General features: G+C 63.2%; 15 protein-coding genes. 11 read left to right on the forward strand and 4 right to left on the reverse strand.

Annotated elements, in window-relative coordinates; translation table 11 throughout:
* The first annotated feature begins 9 nt into the window (after positions 1-9).
* The 5 genes from B8784_RS09600 to B8784_RS09620 all read left to right on the forward strand — a co-directional run bounded on the left by B8784_RS09600 (position 10) and on the right by B8784_RS09620 (position 3,154).
* Positions 10-696: a hypothetical protein gene (locus tag B8784_RS09600; RefSeq protein WP_143435400.1), complete on the forward strand. Its 687-nt coding sequence runs from the start codon at positions 10-12 to the stop codon at positions 694-696.
* Positions 693-1,250, forward strand: a complete 558-nt coding sequence (ilvN, locus tag B8784_RS09605) for an acetolactate synthase small subunit (protein WP_084397728.1) — start codon at positions 693-695, stop codon at positions 1,248-1,250. Before B8784_RS09600 ends, ilvN begins: the two co-directional genes overlap by 4 nt.
* Before the next feature lie 52 nt (positions 1,251-1,302).
* Complete coding sequence (ilvC, locus tag B8784_RS09610; RefSeq protein WP_084397729.1) at positions 1,303-2,322, forward strand: ketol-acid reductoisomerase; 1,020 nt, start codon at positions 1,303-1,305, stop codon at positions 2,320-2,322.
* 79 nt (positions 2,323-2,401) lie between these two features.
* The gene (locus B8784_RS21925) at positions 2,402-2,587 is read left to right on the forward strand and encodes a hypothetical protein (protein ID WP_233356053.1); all 186 of its coding nucleotides are present in this window, start codon (positions 2,402-2,404) and stop codon (positions 2,585-2,587) included.
* A 12-nt stretch (positions 2,588-2,599) separates the two neighbouring features.
* Positions 2,600-3,154 (forward strand): GNAT family N-acetyltransferase, encoded by a 555-nt coding sequence (locus tag B8784_RS09620; protein WP_084397731.1) that lies wholly within the window; start codon positions 2,600-2,602, stop codon positions 3,152-3,154.
* A 78-nt stretch (positions 3,155-3,232) separates the two neighbouring features.
* Here the strand turns inward: B8784_RS09620 and B8784_RS09625 are convergent, their stop codons facing one another.
* The gene (locus B8784_RS09625) at positions 3,233-3,727 is read right to left on the reverse strand and encodes an Hsp20/alpha crystallin family protein (protein ID WP_084397732.1); all 495 of its coding nucleotides are present in this window, start codon (positions 3,725-3,727) and stop codon (positions 3,233-3,235) included.
* Between the two features lie 172 nt (positions 3,728-3,899).
* Between B8784_RS09625 and B8784_RS09630 the strand changes: the two genes are divergently transcribed.
* The 6 genes from B8784_RS09630 (at position 3,900) to eda (ending at position 11,196) form a co-directional block, all read left to right on the forward strand.
* A complete protein-coding gene (locus B8784_RS09630) occupies positions 3,900-5,567 on the forward strand; it encodes a phosphatidylglycerol lysyltransferase domain-containing protein (RefSeq protein ID WP_084397733.1) in 1,668 nt (555 codons plus the stop codon).
* A 113-nt stretch (positions 5,568-5,680) separates the two neighbouring features.
* Positions 5,681-6,097 (forward strand): DUF3617 domain-containing protein, encoded by a 417-nt coding sequence (locus tag B8784_RS09635; RefSeq protein ID WP_084397734.1) that lies wholly within the window; start codon positions 5,681-5,683, stop codon positions 6,095-6,097.
* A 179-nt stretch (positions 6,098-6,276) separates the two neighbouring features.
* Positions 6,277-7,746 carry a glucose-6-phosphate dehydrogenase gene (zwf, locus tag B8784_RS09640; RefSeq protein WP_084397735.1) on the forward strand — a complete coding sequence of 490 codons (1,470 nt, stop codon included), beginning with the start codon at positions 6,277-6,279 and terminating at the stop codon, positions 7,744-7,746.
* Positions 7,743-9,575, forward strand: coding sequence for a phosphogluconate dehydratase (gene edd / locus B8784_RS09645; protein ID WP_084397736.1), 1,833 nt, complete (start codon positions 7,743-7,745; stop codon positions 9,573-9,575). The genes zwf and edd overlap by 4 nt, the downstream gene beginning before the upstream one ends.
* Before the next feature lie 2 nt (positions 9,576-9,577).
* A complete protein-coding gene (locus B8784_RS09650; protein ID WP_084397737.1) occupies positions 9,578-10,558 on the forward strand; it encodes a glucokinase in 981 nt (326 codons plus the stop codon).
* The gene (gene eda / locus B8784_RS09655; protein ID WP_084397738.1) at positions 10,555-11,196 is read left to right on the forward strand and encodes a bifunctional 4-hydroxy-2-oxoglutarate aldolase/2-dehydro-3-deoxy-phosphogluconate aldolase; all 642 of its coding nucleotides are present in this window, start codon (positions 10,555-10,557) and stop codon (positions 11,194-11,196) included. Before B8784_RS09650 ends, eda begins: the two co-directional genes overlap by 4 nt.
* Before the next feature lies 1 nt (position 11,197).
* On the opposite strand, the gene B8784_RS09660 is transcribed toward eda, so the two are convergent.
* From B8784_RS09660 to B8784_RS09670, 3 genes are all read right to left on the reverse strand, one after another.
* A complete protein-coding gene (locus B8784_RS09660) occupies positions 11,198-12,118 on the reverse strand; it encodes a DMT family transporter (RefSeq protein WP_084397739.1) in 921 nt (306 codons plus the stop codon).
* A 62-nt stretch (positions 12,119-12,180) separates the two neighbouring features.
* Positions 12,181-13,191, reverse strand: a complete 1,011-nt coding sequence (locus tag B8784_RS09665; protein WP_084397740.1) for an LLM class flavin-dependent oxidoreductase — start codon at positions 13,189-13,191, stop codon at positions 12,181-12,183.
* Between the two features lie 30 nt (positions 13,192-13,221).
* On the reverse strand, positions 13,222-14,172 hold the full coding sequence (locus tag B8784_RS09670; RefSeq protein ID WP_084396263.1) for an IS110 family RNA-guided transposase: 951 nt from the start codon (positions 14,170-14,172) through the stop codon (positions 13,222-13,224).
* Between the last annotated feature and the right edge of the window lie 203 nt (positions 14,173-14,375).

The following is a 14,375-nucleotide window of genomic DNA, read 5'->3' on the forward strand; positions in this document are numbered from 1 at the left end:
ATTGCACGCATGACCTCTAGTCTCTCGGATATGGCGCAGGGCAACTGGGCCCTCATTATCACCCTGGTGTCGGCAGTCTTTGCCATTCTCGGGGCCATCGCCTCGCACATGGAAACACGCCGTCAGGAGAAGATCCGGGTGGAGACACTGCGCATGCAGGTCGACGGGGCGACCCTCGACTGGGGCGCGGCCGCGATCGATCTGCTTGGGCGCATGGCCATGTTCGCGCGCACCCGCCGGGCCCAGACCAATGAGCAGGGCTTCAACACCAACAAGGTGAATCTGATGATGCAGCTCTCCTCGCTGATCGAGCGCGGGCGGATGTTCTTCCCGAATGTCGATCCGGAGAAGAAGGGCGCGGAAAAGGAGGGAGCCTATCGCGGCTCGCGCCCGCCTATTCTCGACGCGCTGGTCTATGCCCATTACGAGCTTGAAGCGATGACCCGCGAGGGCGGGCCGACGGGCGAGAACTCGGCGCTTTTCTTCGAGGATTGCCGCCGGCTTGTCGTGTCGGAGCTGCAGGCGCATACCGATCCGCGCCGGCGTGACCTGATCGTGAAGCGCTATGACAGGCAGCGCCGTGCCCATCGTGAGGAGGCGCTCGGACGGGCCGCCTCGATCAAGAACCGCCTGAAGGCCCGCCGGCCGCAAGTTATCATCGAGTCGGACGACTCCCAGGAGGACACTGCCGCATGACGAGAGAGCCGCTCCCCATCCCAGCAAGCGCCTATGACATGGACCATGCCGAGGAGGCCGAAGAGCGCCGCACGCTCGCCGTCCTGGTCGACAACGAGCCGGGGGTCCTCGGGCGCGTCGTTGGGCTGTTCTCCGCGCGCGGCTACAACATCGAGAGCCTGACGGTCGCCGAAACCGATCGCAACAAGCACCGCTCGCGCATCACCATCGTCACCACCGGCACCGCCCATATGCTGGAGCAGATCGAGGCGCAGCTTCTGCGGCTTGTCCCGGTCGCCGCTGTGGTGGACATCACGAAATCCCGGCGCGGTATCGAGCGGGAGCTGGCGCTGGTGAAGGTCGCCGGCACCGGCGAGAAGCGCGTCGAAGCGTTGCGCATCGCGGAAATCTTCCGCGCGCGCGTCATCGATACCACGAATGAAAGCTTCATCTTCGAGATCACCGGCGCGTCGGAAAAGGTCGATCAGTTCACCGACCTGATGGAGCCGCTCGGCCTCGTTGAAGTCAGCCGCACCGGCGTCCTCTCCATCCGCCGCGGCAAGGATGCGGGATAGCGATCAGAACAGATTTGTAAAAAAGTTGAAGAAATCCAAGGAGTAGTGAGAAGTGAAAGTCTATTACGAACAAGATGCCGACCTTGAACTCATCAAGTCGAAGAAAGTGGCCGTCATCGGTTATGGCAGCCAGGGCCACGCCCATGCGCTGAACATGCGCGACAGCGGCGTGCCGGAAGTCGTCGTCGGCCTGCAGCCGAATTCGGGCTCGCGCAAGAAGGCCGAGAATGAAGGCCTGAAGGTAATGACCCCGGCGGAAGCCACCCAGTGGGCCGACGTTGTGATGATCCTCATCCCGGACGAGAAGCAGTCGGTTCTCTGGGCCAATGAGATCGAGCCGCATATCCGTGAAGGCCAGCACATCATGTTCGGCCACGGCTTCAACGTGCATTACAACCTCATCCGTCCGCCGGAAGGTGTGGACGTCTCGCTGTCGGCCCCGAAGGGCCCCGGCCACACGCTGCGCGACCAGTATCAGCGCGGCTTCGGCCTGCCGGGCCTGGTGGCCATCCAGCAGGATGCGACCGGCACCGCCAAGGATGTGGCGCTGTCCTATTCCAAGGCCATCGGCAACACCCGCGCCGGCGTCATCGAGACCTCGTTCCGCGAAGAAACCGAGACCGACCTCTTCGGTGAGCAGACCGTTCTCTGCGGCGGCATTGTCGAGCTGATCAAGGCCGGCTTCGAAACGCTGGTCGAGGCCGGCTATGCGCCGGAAATGGCCTATTTCGAATGCCTCCACGAGACCAAGCTCATCGTCGACCTCATCTATGAGGGCGGTATTTCCAACATGAACTACTCGATCTCCAACACGGCCGAATATGGCGAATACCGCTCCGGCCCGCGCGTGGTGAATTCCGAGACCAAGGCGAACATGAAGAAGGTGCTCGAGGACATTCAGTCCGGCCAGTTCGCCCGAGACTGGGTGCTCGAGAACCAGGCCGGTGCGCCGAGCTTTGCGGCGATGCGCAACCGGATGAACACGCACATGATCGAGGAAGTGGGCGAGCAGCTGCGCGGCATGATGAAGTGGGCGCAGAATGACCGCCTCGTCGACAAGTCGCGCAACTAGGTTCGACGCGTTTCTATTCGCCCTGGCCGGACTGCCAAACGGTTACGGCCAGGGCACCTACCTTGGAGAGCGTTGGGGTGTGAGCCTGCAGCGCTCTTCCGACGGGCGCCGGGTGAAGCTCTATGGCGAAGCGCTCGGCGGTGCCGATCATGTCAGTTTCAACCTCTATGTGGTCGCCGGTCAGGCACGGCTGAAGCCTTGCGAAATGCCGAGGCAGAAAGTCATCGACTTCGTCGCCGGTTTCCGGCCCGATAAGGCGAGATGAAGAGGAGTATTCATGCAGACTGAAGCTTCCGGACTCACTCATCGGCTCGCGAAGGAAGCCGATCTGCCGGCCCTTCGCGAAGTCATGGAACTTGCCATCAGCGAGCTGCAGAAACCGTATCTCAGCCCGGCGGAAATCGAGGCCAGCCGCGGCTCCATGGGCGTCGATACCCAGCTGGTGAAAGACGGGACCTATTTCATGGTGACAGACGTCGCCTCCGGCAGGCTGGCCGGTTGCGGCGGCTGGAGCCGGCGCGCCACCCTCTATGGCGGCGATCATTCCACGCCCCTGCGGGATGAGAACTTGCTTGTGCCGGGCCGTGACGCGGCGCGCGTGCGGGCGATGTATACCCATCCCGACTTTACCCGGCGCGGCATCGGGCGGCTGATCCTCTCGCTTGGGGAGGCTGCCGCAAAGGCGGAAGGCTTTCTGTCCGTCGAGCTCGGCGCGACCGTGGCCGGCATCCCGCTCTACAAGGCGTGCGGCTATCAGGTGATCGAGGAAACCCTCGCCCCGCCCGTCAACGGTCTGCGCATTCCCGTTGTGCGCATGGGCAAGGCGCTCTAGCGCGCGACATATCCCGGACAAACAAAAGGCGGCGATGGGACCTCGCCGCCTTTGGTGTTTTTTGTGGGCTGAAACCCGTTATTCGCCCTTGATAGCGATCTTGCGGGCCTTGTTTTCCAGCTCTTTCGGCTTCTTGACGTTGACCTTCAGCACGCCCTTCTTGAAGCTCGTCTCGACATCCTTGTCTTCCGGGCTGAAGGGCAGGCGCATGGACCGCTCGAACCGGCCATAGCTGCGTTCGACGACGCGGTGACTTTCACCTTCGCCTTCTTCCTTTTCCACGCTGCGCTCGCCACTGATGGTCAGCATGTCGCCATTGAGTTCCAGCTCGACATCCTTTTCGTCCATCCCGGGCAGGTCGGCCTTGATGACGATCTCCTTGCCGGTTTCCGAGACATCGACGCTCGGGCTGAAGTCCATGCCGCCGGGCATGAGCGGGCGGCCCATATCGAAAAACTCGTCCCACAACTGGTCGAAATCCATCCGCAAGGAGCGGAACGGCTCAAGATTGCCCTGCTTGTCCCGGGCCGGAAAATGACGCCGATTGAACGGGGTTAACGAACCAAAACGCATATCGTCTCTCCTTTTTCAAACCACATGAATCAGCCGGCATTCCCCTACGGAAATGCCCGGCTCATAATAGGTGGGGCAAGCCCGATTTTTGAATCAGGTAAACTACGGATAGTATGCCCCGGCAGCCTGTTGGTCCGATTGTGATTCAGGAGTGAGCGGCGAGGGACTGGGGATGAGTGAAACGCGCACAAGTCAGCCGCGTATCTCCCTGGCGGGCGCGCTGGTGCGCGAGTTGAGCTTCCTGCTCGCGCCCATCGTGTTTGCCGGCATCGCCGCGGTGGCCGGGGTGATCATGCTGGTCGCCCTGCTTGTCCCGAGTGCTGTATCGCATGTGCCGTTCGAGGTGCCCCTGGCGCTGCTCGAGGCGTCGCACTTCATCTCGTCCATTGTCGGCACGGCGCTACTCATCCTGTCGCTCGGCATTCGCCAGCGCCTGCATGCCGCCTGGCTGATGACCGTCGGAGCGTTCATCCTGCTGGCGGGCTTGAGCCTGATTGCTGGGCGCGATGTCTCGCTGGCGGTGGGCTTGAGCATCGCGGCTGCCGGCCTCGTCATGTCGCGCGGGGCGTTCTACCGCCGCGGATCGCTGTCGCGCATCGGCCTCTCGCCGCAGCCGCTCATCGTGCTGGCACTGCTGCTCGCCGGCATCGCCTGGCTCGGCTTCTTCGCCTACCGCAATGTCGCGTACCGCAACGAACTCTGGTGGACCTTTGCCCTCGATGCCGACGTGTCCCGCTTTCTGCGGGCGCTGGTCGTCATCATCGTCACGGCGGTGCTCTTTCTTTTCTGGCGCCTGCTGCAGCCGCCCGCGCGTGTCCCTCTGCCCCGGCGCACGCCCGAGCTGGAAGCGAAGATCGCGGCGGTCGTCGCTTCGCCCGAGACCCCGCAGCCGGATGCGGCGCTGGCCTGGCTGCCGGACAAGCGCTTCGTGTTTTCAGACGATGGGCGCGCCTTCGCCATGTATGGCGTGCGTGGACGCAGCTGGATCTTCATGGGCCCACCCATGGGGCCGGAGGATGCCGTCCGCTCGCTCGCTTTCACGCTGAAGCGGAAGGCCGATCAGGCGCGCGTCAATCTTGTCTTCTATGCCGTGCCGACAGCGTTCCTGCCTGTCGCGCTCGATCTGGGACTGGTGGCCCGCAAGATCGGCGAGACGGCCATCGTGCCGCTCCAGGATTTCTCGCTGGAGGGCCCGGCGCGGGCAAAGCTTCGGCATGCGGTGAACCGGTTGAAGCGCGAAGGCGGGCGGTTCGAGGTCCTGCCGGTCGGCAGTTTCAGCCAATATGCGTCAGAGCTGAAGCGGGTCTCCGACGCCTGGCTTGCCCATCATGCCGGCCGGGAGAAGGCCTTCACGCTGGGATGGTTCGATCCCGATTATCTCGACCGCTATCCGATTGCGTCGGTCTGGCATGGCGATACGCTCTGGGCTTTCGCGAATGTTTGGCGGTCGGGCGACGGAAAGGCGCTGTCGATTGACCTGATGCGCGTCTCCCCGGATGCCCCGCCCGCAACGATGGATACCCTGTTTGCCGAACTGGCGCTCTGGGGCAGGGCGCAGGGGGCCGAGACGCTGGATCTTGGCATGGCGCCCCTGTCGGGCCTGGCGGCGGAGCGCGAAGCCAATGCGCTCGCGCGTATCGGCAACTTCATTTATTCGCATGGTGAGGAGATGTACGGCTTTGACGGGCTGCGCCGCTACAAGGAGAAATTCCTGCCGCGCTGGGAGCCGCTCTATATCTGTGGTCCGGCACGCCTGAACCTGGCTTTCGCGCTGGCCGATGTCGCCCTGCTGACGAGCGGGGGGCTGCGCGGCCTGCTGAAGCGCCCCTCGCAGCCATGAAGGACGCCTGCCTGAATCTCGCCTGAATGGCGAATTAAACATCCTTGTGTTGAGCGGAACGGCCGGACCGGCCAGACTTTTCGCTCCTGTCTCCGCTTCAAGGACCGCCCTCGATGAAACCCCTCTTTGCCCTTGTTTGGCTTCCGCTTCTCCTGACGTTTGCCGCTGCCGCGGAGGGCGAGGTCACGCCGGGGCTCTGGTCCTATGAGGCGAATGCCGCGCTCGGCCCGGTGCCGATGCAGGATGCCGGCACCCATTGTGTGGACCCGCAAATGGCGGCGTCCTCCTATGAGAGCCTGCTCAATGACATCAATCCGAATTGCCGGGTGATCGATGGCGCCAACCAGTCTGGCGGCTATCACTTTACCCTGCGCTGCAAGGGCGGGCCGGACGGGCAGCTGACCGGGCTCCTCAGTGTGGATGGCGGCAAGGCCCAGCTGAATGCGACGGGTTGGACGGGCACGCAGGAAAGCAATGTGCCCGTTATCCTCTCCGCGTCTGCAAAAAAGCTGGCGTCAACCTGCTCCTGAGCCGGTCGATACTGGAATTCAGTTTCGCAAAATAATGCAATCATGGTGCAAAATTTGGCAAATTTCCCTATGGACCTGAAAGCGGCCTGCCTCTAAAAAGTGTTAGCGCAAACATTTTCGCGGCCGAGGCCCGATTGGCTTTGACAGGGGTGGGGCTGGTCCATAGATATTTGGGGCATATGGCAAAATTTATTCCCGTTGAAACGTTCGACCTCGTCATCTTCGGGGGCACGGGCGATCTTTCGCAGCGCAAGCTGATACCGGCGCTCTATCACCGCTTTCTCGACGGTCAGATCCCGGAAGATTCCCGTCTCGTCGGCGTGTCGCGCACGGAGATGGACGACAAGGAATTCCGCGCCTTTGCCAGGAAAGCCTGCAAGGCATCGACTGGGTCGGACTTCGACGAAGAGGGCTGGAAGGCGTTCGAGGCGCTTCTTCACTATGTCGCCATGGACGCAACCAAGCCGGACGAAGACTGGAGCGACCTGAAAGTCAAGCTCGGCGACGATGACCGCCCGGCGATCTTCTATCTCGCGGTCACGCCCAAGATCTATGTCCCCATCTGTGAGGCGATTGGCGCGTCGGGACTCGCGGATGGCGATGCCCGTGTCGTTCTGGAAAAGCCGATCGGGACGGATCTCGAATCCGCCAAGGCCATCAATGCCGGGGTTGGCGCGGTGTTCAGCGAGGACCGGATCTACCGGATCGACCATTATCTCGGGAAGGAAACCGTCCAGAACCTGCTCGTCCTGCGCTTCGGCAATACGCTGTTCGAGCCGCTCTGGAACCGCACCGCCATCGACCATATCCAGATCACCGTGTCGGAGAACGTCGGCGTGGGCGACCGGGCCGGCTATTACGACACTGCCGGCGCGGTGCGCGACATGGTGCAGAACCACCTCCTGCAGCTCCTCTGCCTCATCGCCATGGAGCCGCCAAATTCGATCGAGGCCGACGAGATCCGCACCGAGAAGATCAAGGTGCTCAACGCCCTGCGCCCGGTTGAGGCGAAATGCGTTGGCAAGGATAGCGTGCGCGCCCAGTACGGGCCGGGCACCGTCGAGGGCAAGCAGGTCAAAGGTTATCTCGAAGAGCTGGAAGACGGTGAAAGCGGCACCGAGACCTTCGTTGCGCTGAAGGCGTGGGTCGACAATTGGCGCTGGGCGCGCGTGCCGTTCTATCTGCGTACCGGCAAGCGCATGCGTTCGCGCCATTCAGAGATCGTGGTACAGTTCCGCGAGGCGCCGCACGCCATGTTCGGCGAGGCGCAGGCTCATTCCAACCGGCTGATCATTCGCTTGCAGCCCGATGAAGGCGTGCAGCTCTACGTCCAGATCAAGGAGCCGGGGCCGGGCGGCCTGCGCGTACAGTCATTGCCGCTGAACCTCTCCTATGCGGAATCGTTTCAGGTGCGGTACCCCGACGCCTATGAGCGTCTTCTGATGGACGTGGTGCGTGGCAATCTCGCCCTGTTCATGCGCCGGGAAGAGGTCGAGGAGGCCTGGGAGTGGGTCGATGGCCTGCTTGACGCCTGGGCTGATGCGAAGGTGCCGATGTATACCTATGCGGCCGGCCTCGAAGATGGCCCCGTGGAGTCCCGCATGCTGCTTCGGGAGGATGGCCGCGACTGGTGGAGCAATGGCAAATGACGACACTGCACCCAAAGATCAAAGAGGTCACCGACCGGATTGAAGACCGGTCGAAAGAGACCCGCGCGGCCTATCTGGAGCTGATCCGCTCACGTCGGCCCGAAGGGTTTGCCCGCGAAAAGCTCGCTGACGGCAATCTCGCCCATGCCTCGGCCGGCTGTGCGGTGATCGACAAGACGCAGCTGCTCGGTGCCTCCTGGCCGAATATCGGCGTTGTTACCGCCTATAATGACATGCTCTCGGCACACGCGCCCTATGAGCACTACCCCGAAATCATCCGCGACGAGGCCCGCAAGGTGAATGCGACCGCGCAGGTCGCCGGAGGCGTTCCGGCCATGTGCGACGGCGTCACCCAGGGCCAGCAGGGCATGGAGCTGTCGCTCTTTTCCCGCGACGTCATCGCACTCGCCTCGGCGGTCTCGCTCAGCCACGACATGTTCGACGGCGCGCTGCATCTCGGCATCTGCGACAAGATCGTGCCGGGCCTGATGATCGCGGCGCTGCGCTTTGGCTGGCTGCCGCATGTCTTCGTGCCGGGCGGGCCGATGCCGTCCGGGCTGCCAAACCCGGAGAAACAGCGCATCCGGCAGGAATATGCCCTCGGCAAGGTCGGCCGCGACGCACTGCTCAAGGCCGAATCCGAGAGCTATCACAGCCCCGGCACCTGCACCTTCTATGGCACGGCGAACTCCAACCAGATGCTCATGGAAATGATGGGCATGCACATTCCGGGGGCCGCCTTCGAGAACCCCGGCACGCCGCTGCGCGAGGCTTTGACGCGGGCGGCGGTGCGCCGCGTCGTCGAACTGACGGTCAAGCGCGACTACACGCCTATGGGCGAGATGATCGATGCCCGCAGCTGGGTGAATGCCATGGTCGGTCTGATGGCGACCGGCGGCTCGACCAATCACGCGCTCCACATCCCGGCCATGGCAGCCGCCTCGGGCTATCAGGTCACGCTTGAGGATTTTGAGGATGTCAGCGCCGTTGTGCCGCTGCTCTGCCGCATCTATCCGAACGGCCCGGCGGATGTGAATCACTTCCAGGCCGCTGGCGGGATGAGCTTTGTCATGCGCCAGCTGCTCGAGGCCGGGCTGCTCAATGGCGAGGCGCAAGGCGTGATGGGCACGATTGCCGATCATGCGCGCGAGCCCTGGCTCAAGGATGGCGAAGTTGCCTTCCGCGACGCGCCCGCCGAGAGCGGCGACATGGACATTGTCCGGCCCGTCTCCGACCCTTTCCAGCCTGAAGGCGGCCTGCGCATGCTGGACGGCCCGCTCGGGCGCGGCGTGATCAAGGTCTCCTCGGTCAAGCCCGACCGTATGGTGATCGAGGCGCCTGCCCGCGTCTTCGATCATCAGGAGTCGCTGAAAGAAGCCTTCAAGAATGGCGAGCTCGACAAGGATGTCATCGCCGTTGTGCGCTTCCAGGGCCCGGCCGCGAACGGCATGCCGGAACTGCACGCCCTCTCGCCGGCGCTCGGCGCGCTGCAGGACAAGGGATACAAGGTTGCGCTCGTGACCGACGGGCGCATGTCCGGGGCAAGCGGCAAGATCCCGGCGGCGATCCATGTCGGCCCCGAAGCCGCCCGCGGCGGCCCGCTGGCCCGCGTGCAGGATGGTGACATGATCCGTCTCGACGCGGAAACCGGCCGTCTCGATATCGATGTCGACCCGTCGGTCTTCGAGGCGCGCGAACCGGCTCAATTTCGCCCGAACATTCGCGGCCAGGGGCTTGGCCGGGAACTGTTTTCCGCCTTCCGCGATAATGCCGACCGTCCGGAATCCGGCGGTAGCCTGTTCGACTTCTTCCTGCCGCAGGGGTTCTAGTCTTGGCCGATCCTGTTCTCGTCGGAGACATAGGCGGCACGAATGTCCGCTTCGCTGTGGCCCGGCGCGGCTTTGCCGGCCATCCGCTGATCAGCGACATCTCGGTCATGCCGGGCGACGATTTCGAGACGTTCGATGCGGCCCTGAAGACCTATTGCGACGCGCTCGGCGAAAAGCGCCCGAAGCAGGCGCTCATCGCGCTCGCCGGTCCCGTCGATGAGGACCACGTCAAGCTGACAAACCGGGACTGGACGGTGGATGCGGTCCGCCTGGCCGGTCATTGCGGCTTTCGCCGGGTGCGGCTTGTGAATGATTATGCCGCCATGGCGCGCGCGATACCGGAGTTGCCCGACAGCGATTTTCGGGTCCTGCGGGCCGGGCATCCGGATCAGGAGGGCCGCAACCCGATCCTGGTGTCGGGGCCGGGCACCGGGCTTGGCATGGCAACTCTCATCCCGGCCGGCGCGACCGGCTGGCGGGTGCTGACTGGGGAAGGCGGCCACGCCGCGTTTGCCCCGTTCAATGCCCGGGAATGGGCGCTATTCGAACGGTTGAGCGAGAGCCACGGCTATGTCTCGCGCGAACTTGTCCTGTCGGGCTCGGGGCTCAATGCGGTCCACAAGGCGCTCTGTGAGATTGATGGCGTGGCCTGGGAGGAGACCGGCCCGGCCGAGATCATGGAGCGCGCCCAGCAGGGGGACCGGATCTGCCGCGACATCTGCGAGATTCGCGCGCGCGGCACGCTCTATGCGCTGGGCGATGCGGCCCTGATGAACGGCACGCAGGGCGGGGTCGTCATTACCGGCGGCGTTGCCGAGCGCCTGGCTGACTGGCTGGCTGCCCCTGAAGCGATCAGCCGTTTCCTGCAGCGCGGGCCGATGAGCGATTACATGACACCAATCCCGATCCGCCTCTTGCTCTCGGGTGAAGCGGCGTTAGTGGGAGCAGCAGCGCTGCATTTCGATGAGGTCCTGTCCGCATGAAACGAATGACTGCCTTCCGTGCCGCGATCGAGGCGGCCCCCATCGTGCCTGTCCTCACCATCCACGACGTGGCGCATGCCGCCCCGCTGGCTGAAGCGCTGGCGAAAGGCGGGCTGACGGCGGTCGAGGTGACGCTGCGCACCCCGGCGGCGCTCGAAGCCATCCGGATCATGAGCGAGGCGCAGAAGGACCTGCTGGTCGGCGCAGGCACGATCATCTCCGAAGGCGATGTCGATGCCGCCCTGAAAGCCGGGTCTGACTTCCTCGTCACGCCAGGCACCTCGCCGCTTCTGCTGGATGCGCTGTCGAGCCATGACGGGGTCATTCTGCCGGGCGTCGCAACGGCCAGCGAAGCGATGGCGCGCTTCGATGAAGGCTATGGCGTCATGAAATTCTTCCCGGCCGAGGCTGCCGGCGGGGCGAAATTCCTGAAATCGCTGGCCGGGCCGCTGCCGCACATGGACTTTATGCCGACCGGCGGCATCACGCCGGAGAATGCCCGCGACTATCTTTCCCTGCCGAACGTCATTGCCGTTGGTGGCTCGTGGCTCGCCACGAAGGACGAGATTGCCAGGGGCGACTGGGCGGCCATTACCGAAAAGGCGAAAGACGCGGTGAAGATCGGCCGCGGCGGCTAGCTTATTCCGGCAGGTCGCTCGCGGGCATGCGCGTCGCGCGGCGCGTGCGAAAGTGGCTGTCGAAGGCGACGATCAGGCAGCTTGCAATGATGATCGCCGCGCCGGCCCAGAGCCGCCAGCCGGGCAGTTCGTCAAAGAAGACCAGGCCGAACACCGCGCCCCAGATCAGTGCGGTATATTCCAGCGGGGCCAGCTGTTGCGCCGGCGCGCGGGCATAGGCCAGCGTCATCAGGAACCAGACCGAATAGCCGAGCAGGCCCAGCAGGGCGAAAAGCGGAAGCGCGGAAAGCGCCGGGAAGCCGAAGAGGCCGACCGTCACCGGTAGCATCGCAATGGCGGGCACGACGTTGGTAAACATGGCGATCGTCGTGGCGTCTTCCTTCGTCGCGCGCAGACGCAGGAAGACGAGCACGAAGGCATAGCCGATGGTCGACACGAAGAGCGAGACCAGCCCCAGCGTGCGGTTTGCCTCTTCGAGGCTCCGACCAGCGCCGCTGGAGTCCCAGACCGCGAGCGCCACTCCGCCAAAGCCGAGCAGGGCCGCGCCGACAGCCACAAGGCTGATTTTCTCGCCGATCACGATGCGCGCGACCGGCGCCACCAGCAGGGCGGCGGTAAAGCCAAGGGCCGTGGCTTCGGCCAGGCGCAACTGGGTCAAGGCGTAGAAGAAGGTAAAGGCGCAGAAGAGCTGCAGCAGGCCGCGCATGGTGTGGAAGCGCGTCGCGGCCGCGGACGGCCAGGGGCGCTTCTTGGCGCGGAAGACGGCAAAGGCGATGATGCCGCCAAACAGGAAGCGCCAGGCGAGCAGGTGATGCAGGCCCGCGCCCGGTGCGATGCCTTTCACCAACGCGTCAATGCCGCTGCCCATCGCGACGGCGATGGCGGCAATCAGGACGGGAAGGGCGAGCAGGCGGGTCAACATCAGCCGGCCCGTTTAGCGGGTCGGCTTCGTGACCGCCAGTCACGTTTTGTGAGGAAGGCTGACTATTCCGCGGCCTTCGGTGTGCTCAGGCTTTCACGCACCTCCGCGGCAATTTCGTAGGAGCGGTGCCGGGCGGTTTCGTCATAGATATGCGACGACATGATCAGCTCGTCGGCGCCGGTTTCGGCGATGAAGGTTTCGAGCTGCTGCTTCACCGTTTCCCGAGAGCCGATGGCCGAGCATCGCAGCGTCTGCTCCAGCATGGTGTGCTCATGCGGCTTGATCTCTGCACCGAAGGACGGGTCCGGCGGAGCGAGCTGTGTCGGCATGCCACGACGCAGGTTCACGAATGTCTGCTTCTGCGACCAGGCCAGCCGTTCGGCCTCGGCGTCGGTATCGGCCGCGATCAGGTTGAAGCCGAGCATGACGTAAGGTGCTTTTAGCTGCTCGGAGGGCTGGAAGGTTTGCCGGTAGATCGAGACCGCTCGCTCCATCTGTTGCGGGGCGAAATGCGAGGCGAAGGCATAGGGCAGGCCGAGATGGGCCGCGAGCTGCGCCCCGAAGGTCGACGAGCCGAGGATCCAGAGCGGGATTTTCGTGCCGCCGCCGGGCACGGCCTGCACGCGCTGGCCGGGTTGGACGTCATCGAGAAAGGCCTGGAGCTCCACCACTTCCTTGGGGAACCGGTCTTCGCCGCCAATCAGCGTGCGGCGCAGGGCATGGGCGACCGCCTGGTCGCCGCCCGGTGCACGGCCAAGGCCGAGATCGATCCGGCCGGGATAGATCGCCTCCAGCGTGCCGAACTGTTCGGCCACCATGATCGGGGCGTGATTGGGCAGCATGATCCCGCCCGCGCCGAGCCGGATGTTTTCGGTGTCCTGTCCGGCATGGGCGATCATCACCGCCGTCGCGGCGCTCGCAATGCCGGGCATGTTGTGGTGTTCGGCCAGCCAGTAGCGATTGTAGCCCAGCCGGTCGGCATGGGTGGCCAGGCGCCTTGAGCGGGCCAGCGCGTCGCGCGGCTGGCTGCCTTTGGTGATCGGGGCAAGATCGAGCACGGAAAACGGTATCATGCGGACCAATGTAGGAAGTATCCGTCTTCGTCAAGTCCGGCTTGGAACCCAGTTTCGGCTATCGCGAAGCAGACTGTTCGCCAGGACGATAAGCTTTCTCATTATGGCTGTGATGGCCAGTTTTGGCGCTTTTCCGGTGGCGACCATCATCTGGTATTTCGCGCTGAATTCCGGATTATGCTTTATGCTAACGAGGGTGGGCATATAGAGCGCCTGTCGCAAATGTGCTCTTCCACCTTGTATGTATCGCTTGCCTCGAAACGTGCCGCTGTCCCGAGCGATCGGAGCAAGTCCTGCAAGACTGGCGGCCGCCTTGTGATCGATGAAGCCGAGTTCGGGCATCTCGGTCAGAAGCATGATCGCGGTTGTTTCTCCAATGCCAGGAATAGTCTGTAGAATGTCGAATCTGGCTTTCAGGAATTCATCATCACGGACCAGCAAACGAAGAGCCGCGTCGATTGCTTTCATGTGACGGTCGATCTGCTCAATCCTTTCCCGTGCCTGGCGCCGCAACAAGGGAGCTATCCGGGCGGAAGACCGGTTGGACGCGCGTGTCCTGTCTTTCACCAGAGCGCGCCGAGCCGATTGTAGCTCTTTCATTTCATTGAACTTGATCGTTCTGTCGCTGACGCGGCGCACAGAAATCATCGCCCCGTATTTTGCGATAAGCCCGGCATCGATCGTGTCTGTTTTCGCCGACACACCCAATGCGTCCGCAAATCGTCGAGCCTGCCGTGGATTGACCTTGCCGAGAGGTATTTCGGCTTTCAGGAAGAACTTCTCGAAGGCAAGATGATACTGCCCGGTCGGTTCATAGAGTAGCTGTTCAAGATGACATCCTGCCATCCAGGTCAGCAATTGCCTGAATCCTTTTTTATCATTCGGGACAGTTATGGTCCTGCCCTCAGGATACATGTGCGCATCCAGAGTGCTCTTTGAAATATCGACGCCGATATGCTGGCGAACTGGTTCGATGGACATTCCAGATCCTTTGCTTGTCGTACGGGCCTAGATGCCCTCGTATCCGTTCAGGTCGCATGGAAATGAAGAGGACGATCAAACTTCCCAACGGCACTTACTCAGCCAGCGCAGGCACGATCCGTTCCTCTACGCCGGCGGGGAAATTGCGCAGTCCCCACCAGCGGTTCTTTTCTAACCAGAAGACCAGGAATCTCTAAGACAAG

The organism is Henriciella aquimarina, from assembly GCF_002088975.1.
Classification (GTDB): Bacteria; Pseudomonadota; Alphaproteobacteria; order Caulobacterales; family Hyphomonadaceae; genus Henriciella; species Henriciella aquimarina.